Raw genomic sequence first — 19,498 nt, forward strand, 5'->3', positions numbered from 1 at the left:
GTGCTCATCGCGTGCCGACCGCCCGTCGACTGCGGGTCGCGGGCGAGTTGTGGTGGGCGGCCATGAAGTCGTCGACGATGCGTACGCAGTCGGCGTGGGTGATGGCGCGCAGACCGGTCATCCGGGCGAACACCAACGGGCCGACCAGTTGGCAGAGGGCGAGTTCGACGTCGAGGTCGCCGAGTTCCGCGCGTCCGTCGGCGGTTTGCAGGATCTCGTCGAAGGGGCGACGGTACTGCTCGACGACGCGGGCGCGCAGAGTGCTGTGCGTCGGGTGGTGGTCGATGTCGTCGCCAGTGGCGTGGGTTTCGGTGGGACCGAGCGCGGCCCAGGCCAGAGTGGTCACCTGCAGCGGTGCTTCGGCGAACAAGTCGGCCTGACGGGACAGCAGTTCGACCAGCCGATCGTGCAGGGTCCCGCTGGTCGGTGCCGGTGGAATCACCTGGGGCAGTAGTCGTTCGAACGTCGCCGCCAATAGCTGTGAGGAGCTGTTGAAATGCCGGTAGAGGGTGGTGCGCGCGACCTTGGACGCTTTGGTGACCGCGTCGATGGTGACCGCCTCGACACCACCGGTCCGCAGCAGGGTGGCGGCGGCGTCGAGCAGTCTGTTGCGTGACCGGGTGCGACGCGGGTCGACGTCGTCGTCGTCCGCGTCGGTGACGGGGTAGGTGCTCACTCGTCGTCCTCTTTGCTGCGCGCCGGCTCCGTCGACGCTCGCGTCGGTTATGGTACTCAGAGTAGCGCAGCGAAACCGACCGTATACGGGGGTGATGGAGTGGCGAGGTCCCAAACCGCGGTTGTCGGGCGGGCAGCGGTGGACGCTCGTGGTGTCATGCGTCGCGGTGGCGCTGGTCATCGGGTCCATGGCCGCGCTGTACACCGCGCTGTCGGACATCGCCGTCGAGACCGGGGCGACGCAGAGCCAGCTCACCTGGGTGGTCGACGGCTACACGCTGGCGATCGCGTGCCTGGTGTTACCCGCCGGCGCGGTGGGCGACCGGTACGGCCGCCGCGGTGTACTGCTGGGCGGGCTCGGAGTGTTCGCCGCCGCGTCGGCGATCCCGTTGTTCGCGGACGACCCCTGGTGGCTGATCGGCGCGCGCATGCCGTCGCCGGTGTCGGCGCGGCATTCGTGATGCCCTCGACGTTGTCGATTCTCACCGGCGAGTTCCCCGCCGAGCAGCGTGCTCGCGCGGTCGGCATCTGGGCCGGCGTCGCCGCATCCGGGGCGGTGGTCGGCGTGCTGCTGTCCGGCGCACTGCTGCAGTTCTGGTCGTGGCGTGCGATTTTCATCGCGCTGACCGTCGCGGCAGTGACATTGGTCGTCGCCGCACTGTGGGTGCCCGAGTCGCGTGAGTACGCGCACCCGCGCATCGACGTACTGGGGTCGGCAACGGTGGCTGCGGCGATCGGGATGCTCGTGGTCGGTCTGGTGGAGGCACCACACCGCGGCTGGACCGACACCCTCGTCGTCGCGTTGTTCGTCGGTGCGTTGATCGGTGTCTCCGCGTTCGTCGCGATCGAGTTGCGCCGCGATCATCCCCTGCTGGACATGCGCTTGTTCCCCGACCGCGCGTTCGCGTCGGGGACGGTGTCGTTGATCCTGCACTTCCTGGTGATCTTCGGGGTGTTCTTCCTGCTGGTGCAGTACCTGCAGCTCATCCGCGGGTACGAACCGATGACCTCGGCGTTGGCGTTGACCCCGTTGATCGTGCCGATCGTGGTGTTCTCGGTAGTCGCCCCGCAGTGGGCCGCCCGCTGGGGGCTGCGAACCATGCTGGCCGCGGGTCTGGCGGCGTTGTCGCTGGGGTTGCTCCTGGCCAGTCGACTCGACCTGGGCTCCGGGTACGTCGACGCCATGTGGGCGCTGCTGGCGTTGGGCAGTGGCCTCGGGTTGTGCACCGCACCGTCGACCGCGGCCGTCGTCGACGCGACCCCGGTGGAGAAACACGGCGTCGCCGCGGCGGTCAACGACGCCGCCCGTGAAGTGGGCGCCGCGATCGGCATCGCGATCGCGGGAAGCGTGCTCGCCGCCGGCTACAGCGCCCGGATTGACTCGGCGACAACCGCACTGCCCCCGCCGCTGCGCGCCGCGTTCGAGGACTCGCTGGCCGCCGCAAGCCAGGCCGCCGTGTCCGCCGGCCCGATGGCCGCACCCGCCCTGGACGCCGCCAAGGACGCGTTCGTGCACGGCTGCGCCACCGGCGCTTTCGTGCTCGCCGTCATCAGCGCGGCCTCCGCCCTCACCGTGGCGATCTGGGCACCGGGACGAGCACGGGTCACACGGAAGTCGGACCGGGTACCGCCGACGAAGATCGCGGCGGACGCTCGCAGCGAGACGGGTTCGGTGTGACCAACGCGAAACCCGCACGGGCCCAGCGGTTGCCGTCGCACACGCCGACCTGCATGGGCTGCGGTGCCGACAATCCGCACGGACTGCACCTGGAGGTCTACCGCAGCGGCGACGAGGTGTACGCCGACATCACGTTCGACAACCGGCACATCGGCGCGCCGGGCCTGGCCCACGGCGGAGCGATCGCCGCAGCATGCGACGACCTGCTCGGCTTCACACTCTGGATCGCCGGAACGCCGGCGGTCACCCGTAGTCTCACCGTCGAGTACCTGCAACCTGTGCCGCTGCACCATCCTCACCGCCTCACCGCGCGCATCGCAGAACGCGCCGGTCGCGCCATCCACGTCGCCGGTGCCGGAGTCGGTGCGGACGGCGTCACGCGCTTCACCGCCACCGCGGTCTTCGTCGCTGTGGACGCCGCCCACTTCGCCGCACACGGGGACATCACCGGATTCGGTGAACTATTCGCCGAACTCACCAGACACGCCGGTGGCGCCGACCCTAGGGAAGCGCCGTGACGGCCGATGTCCTTCGGGCTTCCTGGCCAGCTCGTGACCACACCGCAGCAACGGGTTCGGCCCGGCGCGACGCTATTCTCGACACCGCGCTGATCGTCGCCTCGGAACGGGGGTTCGAAGGCATGCACGTCCGCGACGTCGCCGATCACGCCGGTTTGGCCGCGAGCTCGCTCTACCGGCACTTCACCTCGAAGACGCACCTCCTGGTCACGGTGCTTATTCGCGAGTTCCGTCGCGTCGACATCGAGTTCGACTGGGCCGCAGATGAACACGGCCCGCAGCTCCGACTCGAACGACTGATGGATCGCCTCCACGACGAGTGGCAGGACAAGCCACTGCTGACCGAGGCGATGGTTCGTGCGTTCGTGACGGCCGACGAGGGGGCTGTGGAGGCGGTGCAGGAGGCCGTCGACATCATCGACGACATGCTCGCGCGTGCCATCGGCGGACCCACACCGAGCGAGCACGACCGCAGCGTGGCCGCCGTCATCGGCGACATCTGGCTCGCCAACCTCCTCGCCGTCATCAGCGGGCGTGTGGATCGCGATCAGGCACGGGCGCGCATCGACAGAACCACTCGGTGGATCGTCACCGGACGTGCGCCGAAGGCGGCGAAGGACACCTCGGGTAGCGCTGAGCTACTTTGAGTGCTATCCCGGTTCGGGAGTGGGCAGAGTGTTTATTTGAGGCACCAAAAGCCCCTGTCCATCTATCTTTCCACGCGGATCCTGCCGCCGTTACCTCGCCCGGTGTCGCAGTGCGGCACGGGCATCCTCGTTGTCAACGCTGCTCGCGATCTGATGCAATCACGAAGTTTTTAACCCTGTCCGTCGAGTTCGGCGGCCCGCATTCTCGTATGCATGTCTCGACCACGACAGATGCACCTCGCCGGCTTCTTCTCCGCGGGCAACGTCACTCACGCTCATGGCGCCTGGCGGCACGTCGGTGCGACGAACGAGTTCCTGAGCGGGCGGTACTACAAGGAGATCGCCAGGACGCTCGAACGCGGGAAGTTCGATCTTCTGTTCCTGCCCGACGCTCTCGCGATCGAAGACAGTTATTGCACAATCTCGCAACCGGCGTCGGATTGGGCGGCCAGGGCGCGATTGCGTTGGAGCCGACCAGTGTTGTGGCTACGATGGCCGCCGCGACAGACAGGCTCGGGCTCGGGGCGACGGTGTCCACAACGTACTACGCGCCCTATCACGTCGCGAGGGTGTTCGCGACGCTGGACAACCTGTCGGACGGACGAGTCTCGTGGAACGTCGTCACCTCCCTCAACGACTCTGAAGCCCGCAATTTCGGTATCGACGAACACCTCGAACACGACCAGCGTTATGACCGCGCCGACGAGTTCTTGGAGGCGGTGAAGAAGCTGTGGTCGTCCTGGTCAGACGACGCGCTGCTATTGAACAAGGCGGGCGGGCAGTTCGCGGACCCGAAGAAGGTGCGCTACGCCGACCACCGGGGCACGTGGCTGTCGGTGCGCGGCCCGCTGCAAGTGCCCCGATCCCGGCAGGGGGAGCCCGTGATTCTGCAAGCCGGTTTGTCACCGCGTGGGCGTCGCTTCGCGGGCCGCTGGGCGGAGGCGGTGTTCAGCATCTCTCCCAACCTCGACGTCATGCGCGCGACGTATCAGGACATCAAGTCCAACGTCGCCGCGGCCGGACGTGCTCCCGACGAGACCAAGATCTTCACCGCGGTGATGCCCGTTCTCGGCGAAACCGAGGCCATCGCCAACGATCGGCTTCAATACGTGAACTCGCTGGTACACCCTGAGGTGGGATTGTCGACGCTGTCGAGCCACAGCGGCATCGACCTGTCCGCGTACCCGTTGGATACCACATACTCCGAGATCGTCGGCGATCTGGGCGACGGTCACGTCCCCAGCATGTTGCAGATGTTCTCCGCTGTCGCCGGCGGTGCGGATCTGACGCTCGCCGAACTCGGTAGGCGCTACGGCACGAACGTCGGGTTCGTTCCCCAGTGGGCGGGAACGGCCCAGCAGATCGCCGACCTGCTGATCGACCATTTCGAGGCGGGCGCGGCGGACGGTTTCATCATCTCCGCCGCTCATCTTCCTGGCAGCTACGACGAGTTCGTGGACCAGGTGGTGCCGCTCCTTCAGGAACGCGGGGTGTTCCGCACCGATTACGAGGGAACGACGCTTCGGGAGCACTTGGGCCTCAATGTTCCCGACGCGGAGGCGGTCGCATGACGTCGGGCGTCGAGCGCGAAGTTCTCGCGTACAGCAATTGCCCCGTGCCGAACGCGCTACTGACCGCTCTGGAATCCGGTCGCCTGACACGGGAAGGCATCGCACTCGAAGTGCTCACCGGCAGTCAGGGTGACCTGCACTTCACCTACGACCACCCGCAGTACACCCGCTTCGGTGGCGAAATCCCACCGCTGGTCAGCGAGGGACTACGGGCACCGGGTCGAACACGCCTTCTCGGTATCACCAGATTCGTTGGCCGACAGGGCTTCTACGTGCCCGCGGACAGCCAGATAGCCGATGCTGCCGGGCTTGTCGGCCGACGCATCGGCGTCTCATCGGCGGCGATCCGCATTCTGCGACGGGAACTCGGTGATTATCGGCGACTCGATCCATGGAACCAGACCCTGACCGCTCTCGGCACCTGGGAAGCTCGCGGCCTCCTGGCGACGCTGAGTCGCGGCGGCCTCGCACTCGGCGATGTCGAGCTCGTCACCATCGAAACACCGGGGGTCGACCTGCCGCCGGATCGACTTCATTCATCGTCGAGTATCAAGGGTGCGGACCTGTTCCCCGCCGTCGCTTCGCATCAGTCGTCCATCTTGGCGTCCGGCACGGTGGACGCACTTTTCAGCTGGTTGCCGTGGGCAGCCGAACTGGAGGATCTCAGCGGCGCACGGATCGTCTCGGACCTCAGCGACGACGACCGCAACATTTACGCCAGCGCGTGGACGGGTGAGTGCGCGATTGATCGACGATCGACCGGATCTGGTGCAGCGACTGGTCGACGCGGCCGTCGACGCGGGCCGGTGGGCCCGTGATCATCGTGTCGAGGTGGTGGCCATTCACGCCGAGAATCTCGGCGTTGCACAGTCGGCCATCGGACGGGGCTTCGGCGCGGACTTCCACGAGCACCTCGAACCCGCACTCGATGACGAGTCGTTCGCGATTCTCGAGCAAACCCAGCGGTTTTTGCTGGACCGTCAGCTCATCGATCGCGCCGTCGACCTGCAGCAGTGGGCCGCCCCCGATTTCCTCGCCAACAGCATCAAGCGCTTGACCACGACAGGAGCATGACCATGACACTCACCACCGACGCGCATCGGACGGGTGCGCAGGCGCACGCCGATCCTGTCGCGGTCGCCAAGAATCTCGCCTCTACGTGGACCGACGGTCTGCTCGAACGCGACCGTGCCGGCGGCTCGGCCACCACGGAACGAAATGCTCTGCGGGACAGCGGACTTCTGTCTCTCGCCGTTCCGGAGGAGTTCGGTGGCTGGGGCGCGTCGTGGTCGACGGTCTTCGACGTCATCCGCGAAATCGCTAAAGTGGACGGCTCGCTCGGCCACCTGTTCGGCTATCACGTCGTGGACATCGCCTTCGTCGAACTACTGGGTTCGACTGAGCAGAAGGAGTCGACCTACCGCGAGGTGGCACAACACAATCGGTGGGCGGGCAACGCGTCGAGTGAGAACAACAGCCACGTCCTCGACTGGAAGGTCCGCGCGACGCCGGTGGCGGACGGTGGGTATCGGTTCGACGGCGTCAAACACTTCAGCAGCGGTGCACAGGGTTCCGATCTGCTCCTGGTGTTCGGTGTTGTTCAAGACGACTCGCAGCAGCAGGGGGCGATCATCACGGCCGTGATCCCCACCGACCGGGATGGTGTCGTCGTCAACGACGACTGGGACGCACTCGGCATGCGCCGAACCGACAGCGGCACGACCGAATTCCACGACGTCGAGGTGCGCGCCGATGAGGTGCTCGGCGGTCCGAACGCCGTGCTGAGCGCCTTCTTCCAGTTTGAGCGAGGCAGTCTCTTCGGACCTCTGGTGCAACTCGTCTTCGTCAACGTGTATCTCGGCATCGCGCGGGGTGCCCTTGACGCAGCTGTGGAGTACACCCGCACTCAGGCAAGGCCGTGGACACCGGCTGGCGTTACCCAAGCAGTTGAGGATCCCTATGTTATCCGCACCTACGGCGAGTTCGGCATCGCGCTGCAAGGCGCCGACGGCGCGGCACGTGAGGCCGCGCGTGCGTTCCAGACGGTGTGGGACAAGGGTGATCGGCTATCCGCGGAGGATCGAGGGGAACTGATGGTTCTGGTGTCGGGGGCCAAGGCTTTGGCATCACAAGCCGCACTGGACATTACTAGCCGCATCTTCGAGGTCATCGGAGCCAGGGGAACGCATCCGCGCTACGGATTCGATCGTTTCTGGCGCAACATCAGGACCCACACACTGCACGATCCCGTGTCGTACAAGATCGCCGAGGTGGGCAATCACGTGCTGAAAGGCGCCTACCCGTTGCCGGGTTTCACCTCGTGAGAACGGCGCCGCCGCGTATCGACGTTTGCTGATGGACACCGTCTTATCGACGCGTTTGTTCCCCGGCGACAGGCAACACCGAGTGCACGGGCCCGTTTGCCGGCCAGTCGACCTGCTCTGCGGAGCAGAGAACAGCCGATCCGAACAACTCGCACATCTGCAAGGCGATCTCGACGTCGAGTCGGTCGTCGGTCAAGGGGCGGCCTCGCCGCGACGCCGCGCGCCCCACCCGGTACTTGACCGTGTTGCCGTGCAGATGCAGTTCATCACCTGCTGTCTTGAAGCTGGCCCCCGCCCGTAGGAAGACCTCGGCCGTCTCTCGAAGCCGCTCGTCGGATGCAGAGTCATGGGAAAGGGGGCCGAGGACATCGCCCACGAACGTTCTCAGCGCATCAAGGTTGTCAACCAGTAGGGAGCCAACGGCGACCCCTGGATCGTTTGCGCTGATGAACCGGCAGCGCGCCCCTTTGCCGGCGATCGCGACGTCGCGAGCCCTTTCCGCCTGTCGATGAGATCGCCGAAAACCGTCGACACCGGCGAGCGGCGCACCGATGGCCACGTGCGGAATGTCGAGTTCCGATTCCACGAACGCACGCAGACGAGTCGTTGCGGCGGCGTCGTGAACCGCCATCCAGGCCCAACCTACCAACCGGTCCACTGACAGGTGCAGCGTGGATGCGGCACCGACCGCACGCGCCATACGCTGAACCAGACTCTTCGTCGTCTCCGCCTGCGCGCTGCGGTTGTGTAGCGGTCGATCCCACCACACCACCATCGCAATGTGCAGGGCGTCGAGTGGGTACTGAATGATCTCCGACATGGCGGCGGCATCGGTTTCGGCGCCCGCAAGGACGTCCCGCACGCCCTGGGTGCGAGCTCCGCGCCGGTCTTCCTCCCACAACGCATGCTCGTCCTGGTACGTGTTGAGTAGTTGCTCGGACACCCAGTCGATGTATCCGAACGACACTCTGGTGGTGTGTTCGTAGAGGTCGAGCTTCAGGTCGGGCGACAGATCAGATCGCCGGATCTCGTCGATCACGAACCGTAGCCCCTGCTGGTGGCCGAGACGATAGGCGCGCAGAAGCGAATTGGCGGGCACCCCGCGCTGAGCCATTCGACGAGCGTGCTCAAGCGCTGCCGCCGGCGGTTCGATGAGTTCGATGGGAATCTCGTGCCGAAGAGCCGAGAACCAGGTCTCGACGTTTGCCGCTACGGTTTCGTTCAGCAGGTCCTCGAACTGCCCGTTGCCGCTCAGTTCCGCGATCTCGGTCGACAGGAGACTGTGGATCAAGTCCGGCAGATCACGCAAACGCTGCCCCATGCCACCGAGCACCTCGGCTACACGTTCCGACATCGCGCTCGAAGGCTCCGGGTGACCCACCATGGAGCCATGGTAGACGGGTCCCTTGTCTTCCGGCGACAAACACGTCCTCGTTATTCATCGACAACCTACGTAGCTCTTATCGACCCATCGCGTTAGCGTTAATTCGCCGGACAGCGCAGACTGGCGAAATCGAACACCTGACATCGTGCGGCCCGCACTCACACGTGGAGGACACCTTCATGTCATTCGTCGCAGCGATAACCATCGTGTCCTTCGCGGCACTCGTGGGCTGGCCGTTGCTCGATCACATTCGTTCACACCCGGTGTTCGCTCGAGCGCTGGAGGCTGTCGCCGACGACTGGTTGGCAGTTGAGCGCGCGCGGGAGAACCCTCCGCTCTAAACTCTGGTGGGCCGCGTCGGGCTGAGGTCGGTGGGGACAACGGACGGGCAGAAGAGTTCTTGTGAGTCATGAACCACTTTGCGTCGCACTCAGCACTGAGAGTTGCCGGAACGCTTGACGCGGCGCACTGAGCGCTGATCGACGCCGAGAACGGCGCGACCCATCTCCGTGAGTAGTGCCGATGACCGTTCGGGTGCCATCCCTGTTTCACGGTACTGCAACGTCGATTGAATGGCACCGATAGCGCCGTGAACCACTGCGCGCAAACCGATTTCATCGAGTTCGGGACGCAATTCACTCAGAACGTGTACCCACTCCTCAAGATACAGGCGCTGTTTGCGGCGTAAGCGGCTGCGCTGTTGCGCAGCCAGATTGTGAAACTCGCGATAGTAGACGATGGCGAGTTCGCGGTGATCCGAGACGAGCGCCACATGGTCTGCCACCAGTGCCATCAGCGCCTCGGTCTCTTCTCCACTCTGCTCGACGATTGATGAGGCGCGCTGCAATAACAAGTCGATCACCTGCTCGAACAATGCGGCAAGTAGACCTGCTTTGCTCTCGAAGTGTCGATATATGGCTGGACCGACGACGCCGGCTGACTCGCCGATATCGGCCATTGACGCGGCATGGTATCCGCGGTCGGCGATATGCTGTGCGGCCGCCGCGAGAATGCGCTCTCGACGTTCGTCTCCTCGACTGCGACCGTCGGCAACTGTCATAGACGTCGGCGACCGTCCTTTCGCTGAATAAAAGCGCTCGTCTTGTCGCGTCGACGACGAGACACGCACGATCGGTCGTGCGAGATGTTAACACTGACTCACTCGCCCCAGAGTGTACAAGTCCGTATCGCGGGCCGCCCTCACTCGTAGCCGACGCACCTCACCGCGCGGACGTGCTACGGCCGATGCCAGGCCGCGAACTCCGCCGCGTCGGACTCCCCCTAGACAGGCAGACTGCGAGCGCTACCGCCGCGGCTGGTAGCCGACTGATGACTCGCGCAGCTGCCAGATCTGCGCCGGACACAGGATATCGACCGCGTTACTGATGAGGTAGTTCACCGATTCCTCGTCGTTGGGTGTGACCGCGGTGCGTACATCGGCGACGACCACGCCGTATGCGTCACCCCGTTGCACCGCGTCGCAGATAGAGCGTCCGTATCCCACCGCATCGTTGTTGGGGAACTGGTAGTGCCGGCGGAACGCCACGTTGTAGGTGAACTCTATGTCCGGCGCCGGTTTGGCGACTGCCGGATGGGCAGTGAGCATGACTGCCACCGCCGTTAGAACTGCGGCACCGCCGCATCTGATCACCGTTCCCATCACCCACCCGACTTTCACATCTGAGTTGATCGTTCTCGCGACCCGCCGGCTCACGCGCACATCACCGCTGTGTAACCGCGTCGGCGAGAGATGACGAGTTCTCATATGCTCGATGACGCGCGCTGCCCGCATCGAGGTCGTCGCGGATGGCTTCCTGCGCAGCCGGCGGCAGGGTGTGCACGATCTCGCGGACCCTGGCCTGGCGACGGCCGACGGCCTGACGGTCGGGCATACCCGGCGTCGCCATCACCTGCGGCGGCACGCCCTCGATCTCCTCGACACCACCGTCGTGGTGACCGGCGTCGGCGAGAGCCTGCTCGGTGGCCATCGTCGACTCGTCCTTCTCCTCCGACATCCCGATCGGACCGAGACGACGACCGTTGAGGAACTGCCGCACCACCGGCTCATCGGAGGTCAGCAGCACCTCACGGGGGCCGAACATCACCAGGTGCTTTCGGAACAGCATGCCCATGTTGTCGGGCACCGTGCGCGCGATGTTGATGTTGTGCGTCACGATCAGGATCGTGCAGTCGATCTGCGCGTTGATGTCGATCAAGAGCTGCGACAGGTAGGCGGTACGGACCGGGTCCAGACCGGAGTCCGGCTCGTCGCAGAGGATGATCTGCGGGTCCAGCACCAGGGAGCGGGCCAGGCCGGCGCGCTTGCGCATACCGCCGGAGATCTCGCCGGGGAACTTGCCCTCGTCGCCGGTCAGACCGACCAGGTCGAGCTTCTCCATCACGATCTGACGGATCTCGGATTCCTTCTTCTTCGTGTGCTCACGAAGCGGGAACGCCGTGTTGTCGTACAGGCTCATCGAGCCGAACAGGGCACCGTCCTGGAACATCACGCCGAACAGCGTGCGGATCTCGTAGAGCTCCTTGGCCGAGCACTCGATGATGTTGGTGCCGTCGACGATGATCTTGCCGCGCTCCGGGCGCAGCAGGCCGATCAGGGACTTCAGGAACACCGACTTACCGGTACCGGACGGCCCCAGGAGAACGCTGACCTCGCCCGCGGGGATGTCGAAGGTGACGTCCTCCCAGATTCGCTGGGATCCGAAGGACTTCGTCAATCCCTCAACCTGAATGCCGATACCCACGCGAAATCCTCTCCATCACAGCAATACTCCTAAGCACTATCAGATGCAGCCGACAGCGCACGGGTCTGTTGGCGGCATCACGTCGTTCGGATCCGGCGGCGCGTGAGGCGGACTCAGTGTGGTCAAGTCGACATCGTCTTCGAGATCGGGGGCGATCGGGAGGAACCTGCACAGCGTGAGAATCGCTGCGCCGCAAGGATCGTCGGCCAGGGGTGCCGACGCTTGAGGCCGGGACAGCGGCAGAATGGCGGCAAAGCACATCACGGCAACGAGCACAAGTATCTGCCTGCGGCCAGCACCCATGTCCATATCCCTCCATCGACGCGACGATCGGCAGCTCTACTTGTTTAATTGAACTTAAACTAGAGGGTGCAGCGGATACAAGGGGCGGTCTCGACGTCGGCCCGAGGCCGGCCCTAGTAGACTCGGTCGATGTCCCGACAGAGCAGCGGTGCTGGCCGACGACCGCGGCCCGAGGCGAGTGACGGCGGCGCGGCGCCTAAGTCCGAGCGGACGCGCACCCGGATTCTCGACGCCGCCGCCCAAGTACTCAGTAGGAACGGTTACGCGGGATTTCGTCTTCACGACGTCGCTGCCGCCGCCGATGTACGGGTTCCGGCGATCTACTATTACTACGAGTCCCGCGAGGATCTCATCGAATCTGTTGTGCTGAGCGGTATTCGGGAAATGCTCGAGTACGTCACCGCAGCCCTGGACGAATTACCTTCCTCGACTTCACCACTCGAGAGAATTACGGCAGCCGTCGATGCGCACCTGCGGCACGTCCTAGAAATATCGTTCTATGCAACCGCGTGGATTCGCACTGCCGGGCAGATGCCTCACAGTGTTCGAAAGCGACAGATTCTTGAGGAGGAACGCTACGCGGAGATCTGGCGGCAGCTCATCGACGACCTCGCGCGCGCGAACGCACTACGCCCGGAAATGGATGCCCAGGTCGTTCGCATGTTGGTGCTTGGCGCGTTGAATTGGACCGTGGAGTGGTGGAGTCCCCGTCGTGTCACGCTCGACACCGTCGTCGCGAACGCTCAAGCGATGATCTGCCACGGCATCCTGTCTCCGCATGCCAGAGTCGGCGCATCGCCTCCTTAACGGACGGTGTCTGCCACGTCTTTCGACATCGCGGCTAGCTCACGCGACCAACTGCCCCAGCCGTGATCGCCCGTTACTGGAAAGTCGAAGTGTCCGTTCCGGCCGCCGGCGGCGACGTACGCCGCGTAAAACGTTCGGTTGGTGCCCTGAGCGATCTCGGGGTAGCCGATCATTGCCGCGGGATCTGAAGCGGTCAGCGTCTGCGGGCTGTAGACCCACAGCCGAGTACCGCTGTTCGCCAGCAGTTGTGAGTGCGCGTTCGGCGAGTGATTCTTCCAACGCCCCAGCTGCGGCAGACCCCACATGTTGCGGATGTCGACGCCACCGTACTGCATCAGCCCGGCGGTAATCGCCCCATCGACGCCCGTGCGCTCCGGCGCCAGATATCCCGACATCGCGCCCGCATAGCGAAATCTGTCGGGCCGGAACGTGGCGGCCTCCATGGCGCCGGACGCCCCCTGCGAAGCGCCCACGATGGCGTGCCCGTTGGCAGCGGTCCCCTTGTTGGCGGCCAGCCAGTTCGGTAGCTCATCGCACAGGAACGTCTGCCACTGTCTGCTTCCGTCTTGCTCCCAGTCGGTGTACATGCTGTAGGCCCCGCCGGCCGGCGCGGCTACCGAAACACCCTTGCCGGCAAAGGCGTTGAATGCGCCCTCAGTCACCCAGTTACTGACGTCGGGCGCTGCGTTGAACGCGTCGAGGAGATACACGGTGTGCGGACCACCCGGCATGAACGCAACGGGAATGGTACGGCCCATCGCCTCTGACGGCACTTGCAGGTACTCCACCGTAGGCGGTGCCGCTTTGGCCTGACCTGCTGTACACAGCGAGATCAGCAGAACGACGGTGAGCACCACACGCAGGGCAGTCAGCTCCCTTCGTCTCAGTGTCCGCTCGGAGAAGTCGCGGGACAGCTGTCGCGCACGCGGTGGGTGTGCTTCGGTCGCGGCTCGCGTGATCGCCGTCATTCACTGCCTCCCGCAGGAGCAGGCCGGCCGTAGACCGCCACGACGACCGTTCGATCGAGACTGTTCTCCGACCAGACACCGATCTGCGTATTGGCGCAGTCGGACATGATGGCCTTCGCGACGGGGTCGTAGTACCACCGGTTGAGGATTTCGATTCCGCTGATAGCGAGCGCGGGATTGATAGCGACGGTCTCGGCTACCACACCCGCGTATCCGGCGTTCCGCGCGCGCTCCGCGACGGAGGAACCATCCGAGCCGATGTCGCCGTCCAGGGCCCGGTTGTTGAGGACGTCGACCGCGTGCCACTGCGCCGCCAACTGCAATTGGGGGTTGATCATGGCGCCATCGCTGCAGCCAGCCTGCTTCTGAATGGTGTAGACGTTGGCTGCAACGCTGTTGTTGAGGCGGCGATTGTCCGCCCAAGCTGGCGGTGCAAGCAGAATCGCGGACATCGCCGTTAAGACGGCCGCCGATGTCACGACGTGCGCTGCGTTTCTCATATCATCACTTCGGCTCGAAACCGGAGATCAACCAGCGATCCCCCGACTTGTCCAGCGTCACTTCGACGGCGGATGCGGTTTCCGACGGCGCGTCGTTACCGATGACGACGCTTTGATTGACGAACACCAGCACGACTGCATGCGAGGCACTCGCGGACGTGGTCGACACTGCGGGCACGGTGGCGGTTGCCGAGATTCGCTTCTGTTCGGCTCCGGGGATGACGACGTCGTTGGTGAGCGACGTGTAGGCGTCGCGGAAATCTCCGGTGAGAAGATCGCGCGCGGCGGTGAGCTTCGCCTTTGCGTTGTCAGGATTGTACGACAGCAGTTCCACGGTTGCGTCCCGTGCCGCCTGCATAGAGGACTGTGCTGCGGCCTGTGAAACCCGCGCCGCCCGGTCGTAGTAGGAGAGAAGCCCGGCCGCACTGCCGAGGACGAGCATGAGAGCGGGCAACAGGCCGAACGCCACCAACCTGCTGAGTCCTCGCGAACGCCGCCGACCTGCGTTCGCGCCCTCCGGTGAGTCCGAAGCCGACGCGGCCGGATCCTCGTCACCATGGTCATCTGCTTGCTCTTCCACCTCGTCGTGAGCCGGCGCCGAGTCGTCTGCTAAATCACGTTCGGTGCCATCGGCAACATCGTCGGTACCAGACGGGTCGAACACGTCGGCGGATCTACCGCCCCGCCGGATCACGGGACGAACTCCACATTCGACACCTTCACATCGTCACCCACTTTCTGCACGGCGATGCGCATCCGCCACGCCCGCGGATTCGATTCCGGCGCACCCCCACTCGAGGTGCGAACACTCACGGCGACCATCACCTGCGCATCGTCGTTGGTCACCGATTCCAATCCCGACGCCGTCACCGTCCCGGTGGTGACGGACTGCGACTTCTTGATGAGGTCGACGAACGGTTGTGATCGCTGGGCGAACTCGTCGTGAAAGGTGCCGGTCGCGGCACCCAGAATGCGTTGGACGTCGGCGTCCGCCTGCCGCCAGTCGATGGTCGTCAAATCGATCGCGCCCTGTCGGGCAGTCTGCTCGAACACGGCGCGCTGACCGGACGTGCGGTCGTGTCGATTCACCTGGAACGCGAGCCAGCCGACGAGGACGCCGAGCGTGACCACTAGTACGATTCCGACGCTGATGGCGACCCGGTGTACGCGCAGCGCGGCGCCGTCGTCATCGGTTGAGGCTGGGATCGGCTCCGCGTCGTCACCAGGCGACACCTCGCCGTGGTAGTCCGACGCCGCCTGATCGTCGCCGTCGGTTCCGTCCTCTTCGGACAGCGGCGATGTTCGTTCTTCCTTCGTTCGGGCGAACACGCTGTCTCCCTTCATCGTTTCGGTGGCAGCAGAAGGTCCTGCCAGGTGCGGTGTTGATTGGCGCCCTGCGCGAGATCGGCCTGCACGTAGGTCCTCCCGTCTGGACCGATGTACGCACCGGTCGCGGGGTCGTACTCGGCGAACGCCACCGGAGGAGCCGAAGGCGGCGGGGGTGTAGCGGTTCCCACCGGCTGCAATGGGACAGGCTGGCCCGAGTACGTCGCGTTCGCATCGCCCTTCCAGATGTACCCGTCGTTGAGCGGTACGTAATTCTCATCGCTCTCGCACATGGCGGCCGTGGGAGCGCGTTTGCCCGGCTTCGTCTCGCACGGGATGTTGCGGGCCCCGCGCACGTTGAACGGTGAGTCCTGCGGCACACGGCAGAACAGGTTGCCCGGTCGCGGCGGGTAGTCGACATCGGTCCCCACCCGTTGCTGCTGCGGAGGCAGGTAACCGGTGGTGCAGGCGGGGGGCAGGTTCAGGTTCAGATTGAAGCTGAGGTAACCGCCGCTGTAGGGCTGCCTCGTGTTCCTGTTAGCGGTTCCCGCACCCTGCAGCAGCGATATGCCCTGTGGGAGGAGGACGAGAATCTGCTCTAGATTCGGCCGATAGGCGATACCTACCTGGTCAAGACTCATGAGGTTGGACAGCAGGATGGGTAGCGAAGGCTGCAGTCTGTCGAAAAGGGCTCGCGTCTCGTCAGCGGCCTCGGGTCCCTTCGCCAGGATGTTGGATACCGCAGGATCCTGTGCCTTCAGTTCCGAGGTCACCGTGGCAAGGTTCGCCGCCCAGGCCTGGATGGAATCGGAGGTGTTCGTCTGGGAGTCCAACACCGGTTGCGACAGGTCAGCCAATGTCGTCAGCGCGTCGAGGTTCTTTCTCGCGTCGATCGCGAGGTTGGTCGTGCCGGCCACCAGTCGGGACAGTTCGGAGCCGAGGCCGCCGACCGCCGTATACCCCTCGTCGATCACCGTTTTCAGGTTGTCGTGCGGGATCGCCGCGATCCCGCGGTTGGTGGCTTCGAGAAGCGCGTTGATATCGGGGGGGACCGTCGTTCGGCTGAGTGGGATGGTGTCGCCGTTCTTCAGCGCGGGCCCGTCCGCACTACGAGGCCGCAGCGCCACGAACTGCTCACCCACTGCCGTCTGGCTGTGGACTTCGGCGTCGAGATCGGCGGGAATGTCCATTCCCGATGTCAGCGACAGCGTTGCCTGCACTCCGGAGTTCGTCAGGTCGATGCTCTCCACTCGCCCGACCTCCGTCCCTCGGTAGGTGACGTTTCCGTTGGCGTACAGACCCGCGGCATCGGGAAGCTCAAGGGTGACTCGGTAGTGACCGATGCCGAACAGGTAGTTCGGTAACCCCATGTAGTGGAACGCCATGATCGACACGGCAGCGAGGGTTCCGGCGGTGAAAATCGACATCTGCACGATCACGCGTTTCGGCAAGTGCACGCTAGGGCCCCTGATTGAACTGGTAGGGCACCACCAGCGGGTTCGCTGCGGTGTACGGGCTGGGGAGCTGACCGATGGTCCGGCCCCACTGCAGTTCGAGCTCTGTCAAATCGCCCTCGAATCGGGTGCCGGTGAACAGTGACGAGTCGATGCGACTGAGCGTGAGATCGATGACGGCGGTCAAGTTGGCGTAGTCGCCGCGAATCCACTTGGCCATGGTGCTCTTCGGGAAGGGGTACGTCGGCAAGACGTCCAGCCCACGCGTGAGCGCTGGTCCGGCATCGGCAAGGGATTTCAGCACGGGTCCGACGTCCTTCAGTTCCTGTACCAGCACGTCCTTCGTCTGGTTCACCGAATCGGCGGCCAGGGCGGAGAACTGTCCGAGTTGCACAATCGCGTCAGCGATCGCGTCGCGCTCCTTCGCCAGCACGGCCAACGCGTTCGGGATGGTTTCAAGAGCCTTGTCCACCACCGGCTTCTGAGCGGCGATCTGACCGACGAGGTTGTTGAGGCTGTCCGCCGCAGCGAGAATGTCGTCTTTCTGGTCGTCGAGGTAACCTACGTATTCGTCGATTTGCTCCAGCAGGCTGCGCAGATCGTCGGCGCGGCCGTCGAAGGCGACACTGAGCGCCTCGGTGATGTCCTGGATCTGCCCGACACCGCCGCCGTTGAGCACCATCGAGATCGCCGCCAGCGTCTGCTCCGTGCTCGGATAACTGCCCGCGGCGTTCAGGGGAATGAGCGAGCCCTCGTGAAGCCTACCTTCCGCAGGCGCATCACTCGGTGGCGCCAGCTCGATGTGAAGAGAGCCGAAGAGACTGGTCTGCCCGAGCTTGACGGTGGCGTTCGCCGGTAGATCGACGTCTCCGTCGAGGGTCATCGTCAGCAGGGCGTGCCAGCCCTGCATCTCGACCTTGGTCACGTTGCCGACCATGACGTCGCCGACGCGCACGCGCGAATTGGGTTGCAGATTGGTGACGTTGGGCATCTGCGCCTGCACGGTGAACGCGCCGGGTCCACTGCCTGCCGTGCCGGGCAACGGCAGGCTGTTCAGGCCGCGCCAATCACATCCGGTCAGCCCGGCGATGACGGCCAGCGACGCCACGGCGGCCACCCACCTGAGCGGCGATCGACTTCTCATCTCATACCTCCGGACGGGACCATCAGTCCGGTGAGTCCGTCGTCGGGATTCGTCGGGGCAGCCTGCGTGTTGGGCAGCGGAGCTTCCGCCGGGAGTGGCACCGGCGGCAACACGGCGGGAGGTGCCGCGGCAGGGGCGGGTTGCGGCGGAATGTAATCGGGCCTCATCCAGTCCTCGCTGTAGGTGAGCTCGTTGGGCCGGGCCGTGGCGCCGACCACCGGATTCAGACCGATTGGCGGAAAGTTGTACTGGCGGTTCTTGATGATCGGCGCCAAGTACTGGACACACAGTTTCGCGGACTGTTCGGCGTTCATCCGCGACGCGGCCTGTATCGCTCCGCACAGGAAGCTGATCGGATTCTGAACGTTGTTGACCGACAACGCACCCGTCAAAGTGGCCTGAGCAGGCTGATAGATGTTGATGAAGTTCTGCAACGTGTTCGGAACCACGTGCAGGTCCTCCTTGATCGCGGGGATGCTGTCCCGCAACGCCTGCGACACCGACGCGAGTTTGTCCGCCGTCACGCCGAGTGACTCACGGTTGTCCCTGATGAAGCCCGTAAGATCATTCGCGAGTGAGCCGAGCTCCTGCACCGCATTGCCGACTTCGTTGGGGTCGTCGGCAACCAACGCGGTGACGCCGGCGAGATTCCGGTTCAGCTGGCCGAGCACGTCCGACGAGCTGTGCAGCGCGGACACCAGAATGGACAGGTTCTTCAGCGTGGAGAACAAGTCGTCGCTGTGGTCCCCGAGCGCCGAAATCGCTTGCGACAACTTGATGATCGAATCGCGGATGGTGGCACCCTGCCCGCGCAGATTGTCGGCTGTGGTGTTCACCAGCGCACCGAGAGGACTTACTCCGCCCGGCTGGGTGGGCTGGAGCGCGTCGTTCAGCTTCTGCAGCTGCTTGCGGAAGTCGTCGAACTCCACTGGAACGGCGGTGCGGTTCTGGGCGATGACGGTGCCGTCCGCCATCACCGCTCCCGACGTGTACGCAGGCGTCAGCTGTATCGCGCGTGACGTCACCAGAGTCGGGGACAGAATCACCGCCTTCGCGTCGGCGGGGATCTTGTACTGCTCATCCACCCAGAAGCTGATCTTGGCCCGTTGCGGCTCCGGTTCGATGCTGTCGATCTCCCCAACGGGAACTCCGACGATACGCACCTCGTCACCGACGAATATCCCGTTGCTGTTATCGAAGTAGGCGACCAGGTGCGTGCGGTTGACACCGCTCGTGCGCAGAACGACGAGGGCGACGCCGGCGACAAGGACCACGGTCAGCGCGAATGCCAAGCCGACCCGAACTCTTCGCGTGCTCACTGCTCTCCCTCAGTCGGCGCGGGACCGGGTTCCGAACCCGGCGCTGCTTCGCCCGGCGCGGGCACCAGCACCGGCGTCGGCGTGGGTGCCGCGGGTACGACCGCCGGCGGCCCCGGTG

Annotated in this window: 19 protein-coding genes and 3 pseudogenes; 9 read left to right on the top strand and 13 right to left on the bottom strand. The window is 64.8% G+C overall.

All coding sequences use genetic code 11. The annotated features are described in order from the left end of the window. Nucleotides 1–4: 4 nt before the first annotated feature. Nucleotides 5–676, bottom strand: a complete 672-nt coding sequence (locus TX88_RS32105; RefSeq protein ID WP_044524646.1) for a TetR/AcrR family transcriptional regulator — start codon at nucleotides 674–676, stop codon at nucleotides 5–7. 94 nt (nucleotides 677–770) lie between these two features. On the opposite strand from TX88_RS32105, the pseudogene TX88_RS32110 reads away from it, so the two are divergent. From TX88_RS32110 to TX88_RS32135, 7 genes and pseudogenes are all read left to right on the top strand, one after another. Beyond that, nucleotides 771–2,353: pseudogene (locus TX88_RS32110) on the top strand (MFS transporter). A 53-nt stretch (nucleotides 2,354–2,406) separates the two neighbouring features. Then, the gene (locus tag TX88_RS32115) at nucleotides 2,407–2,871 is read left to right on the top strand and encodes a PaaI family thioesterase (RefSeq protein ID WP_044524888.1); all 465 of its coding nucleotides are present in this window, start codon (nucleotides 2,407–2,409) and stop codon (nucleotides 2,869–2,871) included. A gap of 74 nt (nucleotides 2,872–2,945) precedes the next feature. Continuing rightward, nucleotides 2,946–3,518, top strand: a complete 573-nt coding sequence (locus TX88_RS32120; RefSeq protein ID WP_049925653.1) for a TetR/AcrR family transcriptional regulator — start codon at nucleotides 2,946–2,948, stop codon at nucleotides 3,516–3,518. Between the two features lie 213 nt (nucleotides 3,519–3,731). Further along, nucleotides 3,732–5,089, top strand: a pseudogene (locus TX88_RS32125) (LLM class flavin-dependent oxidoreductase). Then, nucleotides 5,086–5,907: a type 2 periplasmic-binding domain-containing protein gene (locus tag TX88_RS32130; RefSeq protein WP_280113248.1), complete on the top strand. Its 822-nt coding sequence runs from the start codon at nucleotides 5,086–5,088 to the stop codon at nucleotides 5,905–5,907. Before TX88_RS32125 ends, TX88_RS32130 begins: the two are co-directional and overlap by 4 nt. A 13-nt stretch (nucleotides 5,908–5,920) precedes the next feature. Beyond that, nucleotides 5,921–6,163, top strand: a complete 243-nt coding sequence (locus TX88_RS35625) for a hypothetical protein (RefSeq protein ID WP_280113249.1) — start codon at nucleotides 5,921–5,923, stop codon at nucleotides 6,161–6,163. Between the two features lie 2 nt (nucleotides 6,164–6,165). Beyond that, nucleotides 6,166–7,413: an acyl-CoA dehydrogenase family protein gene (locus TX88_RS32135; RefSeq protein ID WP_044524650.1), complete on the top strand. Its 1,248-nt coding sequence runs from the start codon at nucleotides 6,166–6,168 to the stop codon at nucleotides 7,411–7,413. A 43-nt stretch (nucleotides 7,414–7,456) separates the two neighbouring features. Here the strand turns inward: TX88_RS32135 and TX88_RS32140 are convergent, their stop codons facing one another. Beyond that, nucleotides 7,457–8,797 (bottom strand): PucR family transcriptional regulator, encoded by a 1,341-nt coding sequence (locus tag TX88_RS32140; protein WP_065148441.1) that lies wholly within the window; start codon nucleotides 8,795–8,797, stop codon nucleotides 7,457–7,459. 179 nt (nucleotides 8,798–8,976) lie between these two features. Between TX88_RS32140 and TX88_RS34445 the strand changes: the two genes are divergently transcribed. Continuing rightward, nucleotides 8,977–9,138 carry a hypothetical protein gene (locus TX88_RS34445; protein WP_162563253.1) on the top strand — a complete coding sequence of 54 codons (162 nt, stop codon included), beginning with the start codon at nucleotides 8,977–8,979 and terminating at the stop codon, nucleotides 9,136–9,138. An 89-nt stretch (nucleotides 9,139–9,227) separates the two neighbouring features. Here the strand turns inward: TX88_RS34445 and TX88_RS32145 are convergent, their stop codons facing one another. From TX88_RS32145 to TX88_RS32160, 4 genes are all read right to left on the bottom strand, one after another. After that, nucleotides 9,228–9,857: a TetR/AcrR family transcriptional regulator gene (locus TX88_RS32145; protein WP_044524653.1), complete on the bottom strand. Its 630-nt coding sequence runs from the start codon at nucleotides 9,855–9,857 to the stop codon at nucleotides 9,228–9,230. Between the two features lie 243 nt (nucleotides 9,858–10,100). After that, on the bottom strand, nucleotides 10,101–10,403 hold the full coding sequence (locus TX88_RS32150; RefSeq protein ID WP_049925655.1) for a DUF732 domain-containing protein: 303 nt from the start codon (nucleotides 10,401–10,403) through the stop codon (nucleotides 10,101–10,103). A gap of 115 nt (nucleotides 10,404–10,518) precedes the next feature. Then, complete coding sequence (locus TX88_RS32155; RefSeq protein ID WP_044524657.1) at nucleotides 10,519–11,559, bottom strand: ABC transporter ATP-binding protein; 1,041 nt, start codon at nucleotides 11,557–11,559, stop codon at nucleotides 10,519–10,521. Nucleotides 11,560–11,598: 39 nt separating this feature from the next. Continuing rightward, nucleotides 11,599–11,868, bottom strand: a complete 270-nt coding sequence (locus TX88_RS32160) for a hypothetical protein (protein WP_049925637.1) — start codon at nucleotides 11,866–11,868, stop codon at nucleotides 11,599–11,601. A gap of 123 nt (nucleotides 11,869–11,991) precedes the next feature. On the opposite strand from TX88_RS32160, the gene TX88_RS32165 reads away from it, so the two are divergent. Then, the gene (locus TX88_RS32165; RefSeq protein ID WP_044524662.1) at nucleotides 11,992–12,669 is read left to right on the top strand and encodes a TetR/AcrR family transcriptional regulator; all 678 of its coding nucleotides are present in this window, start codon (nucleotides 11,992–11,994) and stop codon (nucleotides 12,667–12,669) included. Here TX88_RS32165 and TX88_RS32170 read toward each other — a convergent pair. The 7 genes and pseudogenes from TX88_RS32170 to TX88_RS32200 form a co-directional block, all read right to left on the bottom strand. Next, nucleotides 12,666–13,532 carry an alpha/beta hydrolase-fold protein gene (locus tag TX88_RS32170; RefSeq protein WP_409365909.1) on the bottom strand — a complete coding sequence of 289 codons (867 nt, stop codon included), beginning with the start codon at nucleotides 13,530–13,532 and terminating at the stop codon, nucleotides 12,666–12,668. The genes TX88_RS32165 and TX88_RS32170 overlap by 4 nt on opposite strands. Nucleotides 13,533–13,657: 125 nt before the next feature. Then, a pseudogene (locus TX88_RS32175) lies at nucleotides 13,658–14,137 on the bottom strand (CAP domain-containing protein); the annotation flags it as partial. Nucleotides 14,138–14,141: 4 nt separating this feature from the next. Continuing rightward, nucleotides 14,142–14,606: an Rv1363c family protein gene (locus TX88_RS32180; RefSeq protein ID WP_244438730.1), complete on the bottom strand. Its 465-nt coding sequence runs from the start codon at nucleotides 14,604–14,606 to the stop codon at nucleotides 14,142–14,144. A gap of 221 nt (nucleotides 14,607–14,827) precedes the next feature. Then, nucleotides 14,828–15,466: an Rv1363c family protein gene (locus TX88_RS32185; protein ID WP_131814052.1), complete on the bottom strand. Its 639-nt coding sequence runs from the start codon at nucleotides 15,464–15,466 to the stop codon at nucleotides 14,828–14,830. 11 nt (nucleotides 15,467–15,477) lie between these two features. Then, on the bottom strand, nucleotides 15,478–16,920 hold the full coding sequence (locus tag TX88_RS32190) for an MCE family protein (RefSeq protein WP_044524668.1): 1,443 nt from the start codon (nucleotides 16,918–16,920) through the stop codon (nucleotides 15,478–15,480). Nucleotide 16,921: 1 nt separating this feature from the next. Further along, nucleotides 16,922–18,061 carry an MCE family protein gene (locus TX88_RS32195; protein WP_044524671.1) on the bottom strand — a complete coding sequence of 380 codons (1,140 nt, stop codon included), beginning with the start codon at nucleotides 18,059–18,061 and terminating at the stop codon, nucleotides 16,922–16,924. Continuing rightward, complete coding sequence (locus TX88_RS32200) at nucleotides 18,058–19,380, bottom strand: MCE family protein (RefSeq protein WP_044524676.1); 1,323 nt, start codon at nucleotides 19,378–19,380, stop codon at nucleotides 18,058–18,060. Before TX88_RS32200 ends, TX88_RS32195 begins: the two co-directional genes overlap by 4 nt. Between the last annotated feature and the right edge of the window lie 118 nt (nucleotides 19,381–19,498).

It is taken from the genome of Mycolicibacterium septicum DSM 44393, assembly GCF_000455325.1.
GTDB lineage: Bacteria > Actinomycetota > Actinomycetes > Mycobacteriales > Mycobacteriaceae > Mycobacterium > Mycobacterium septicum.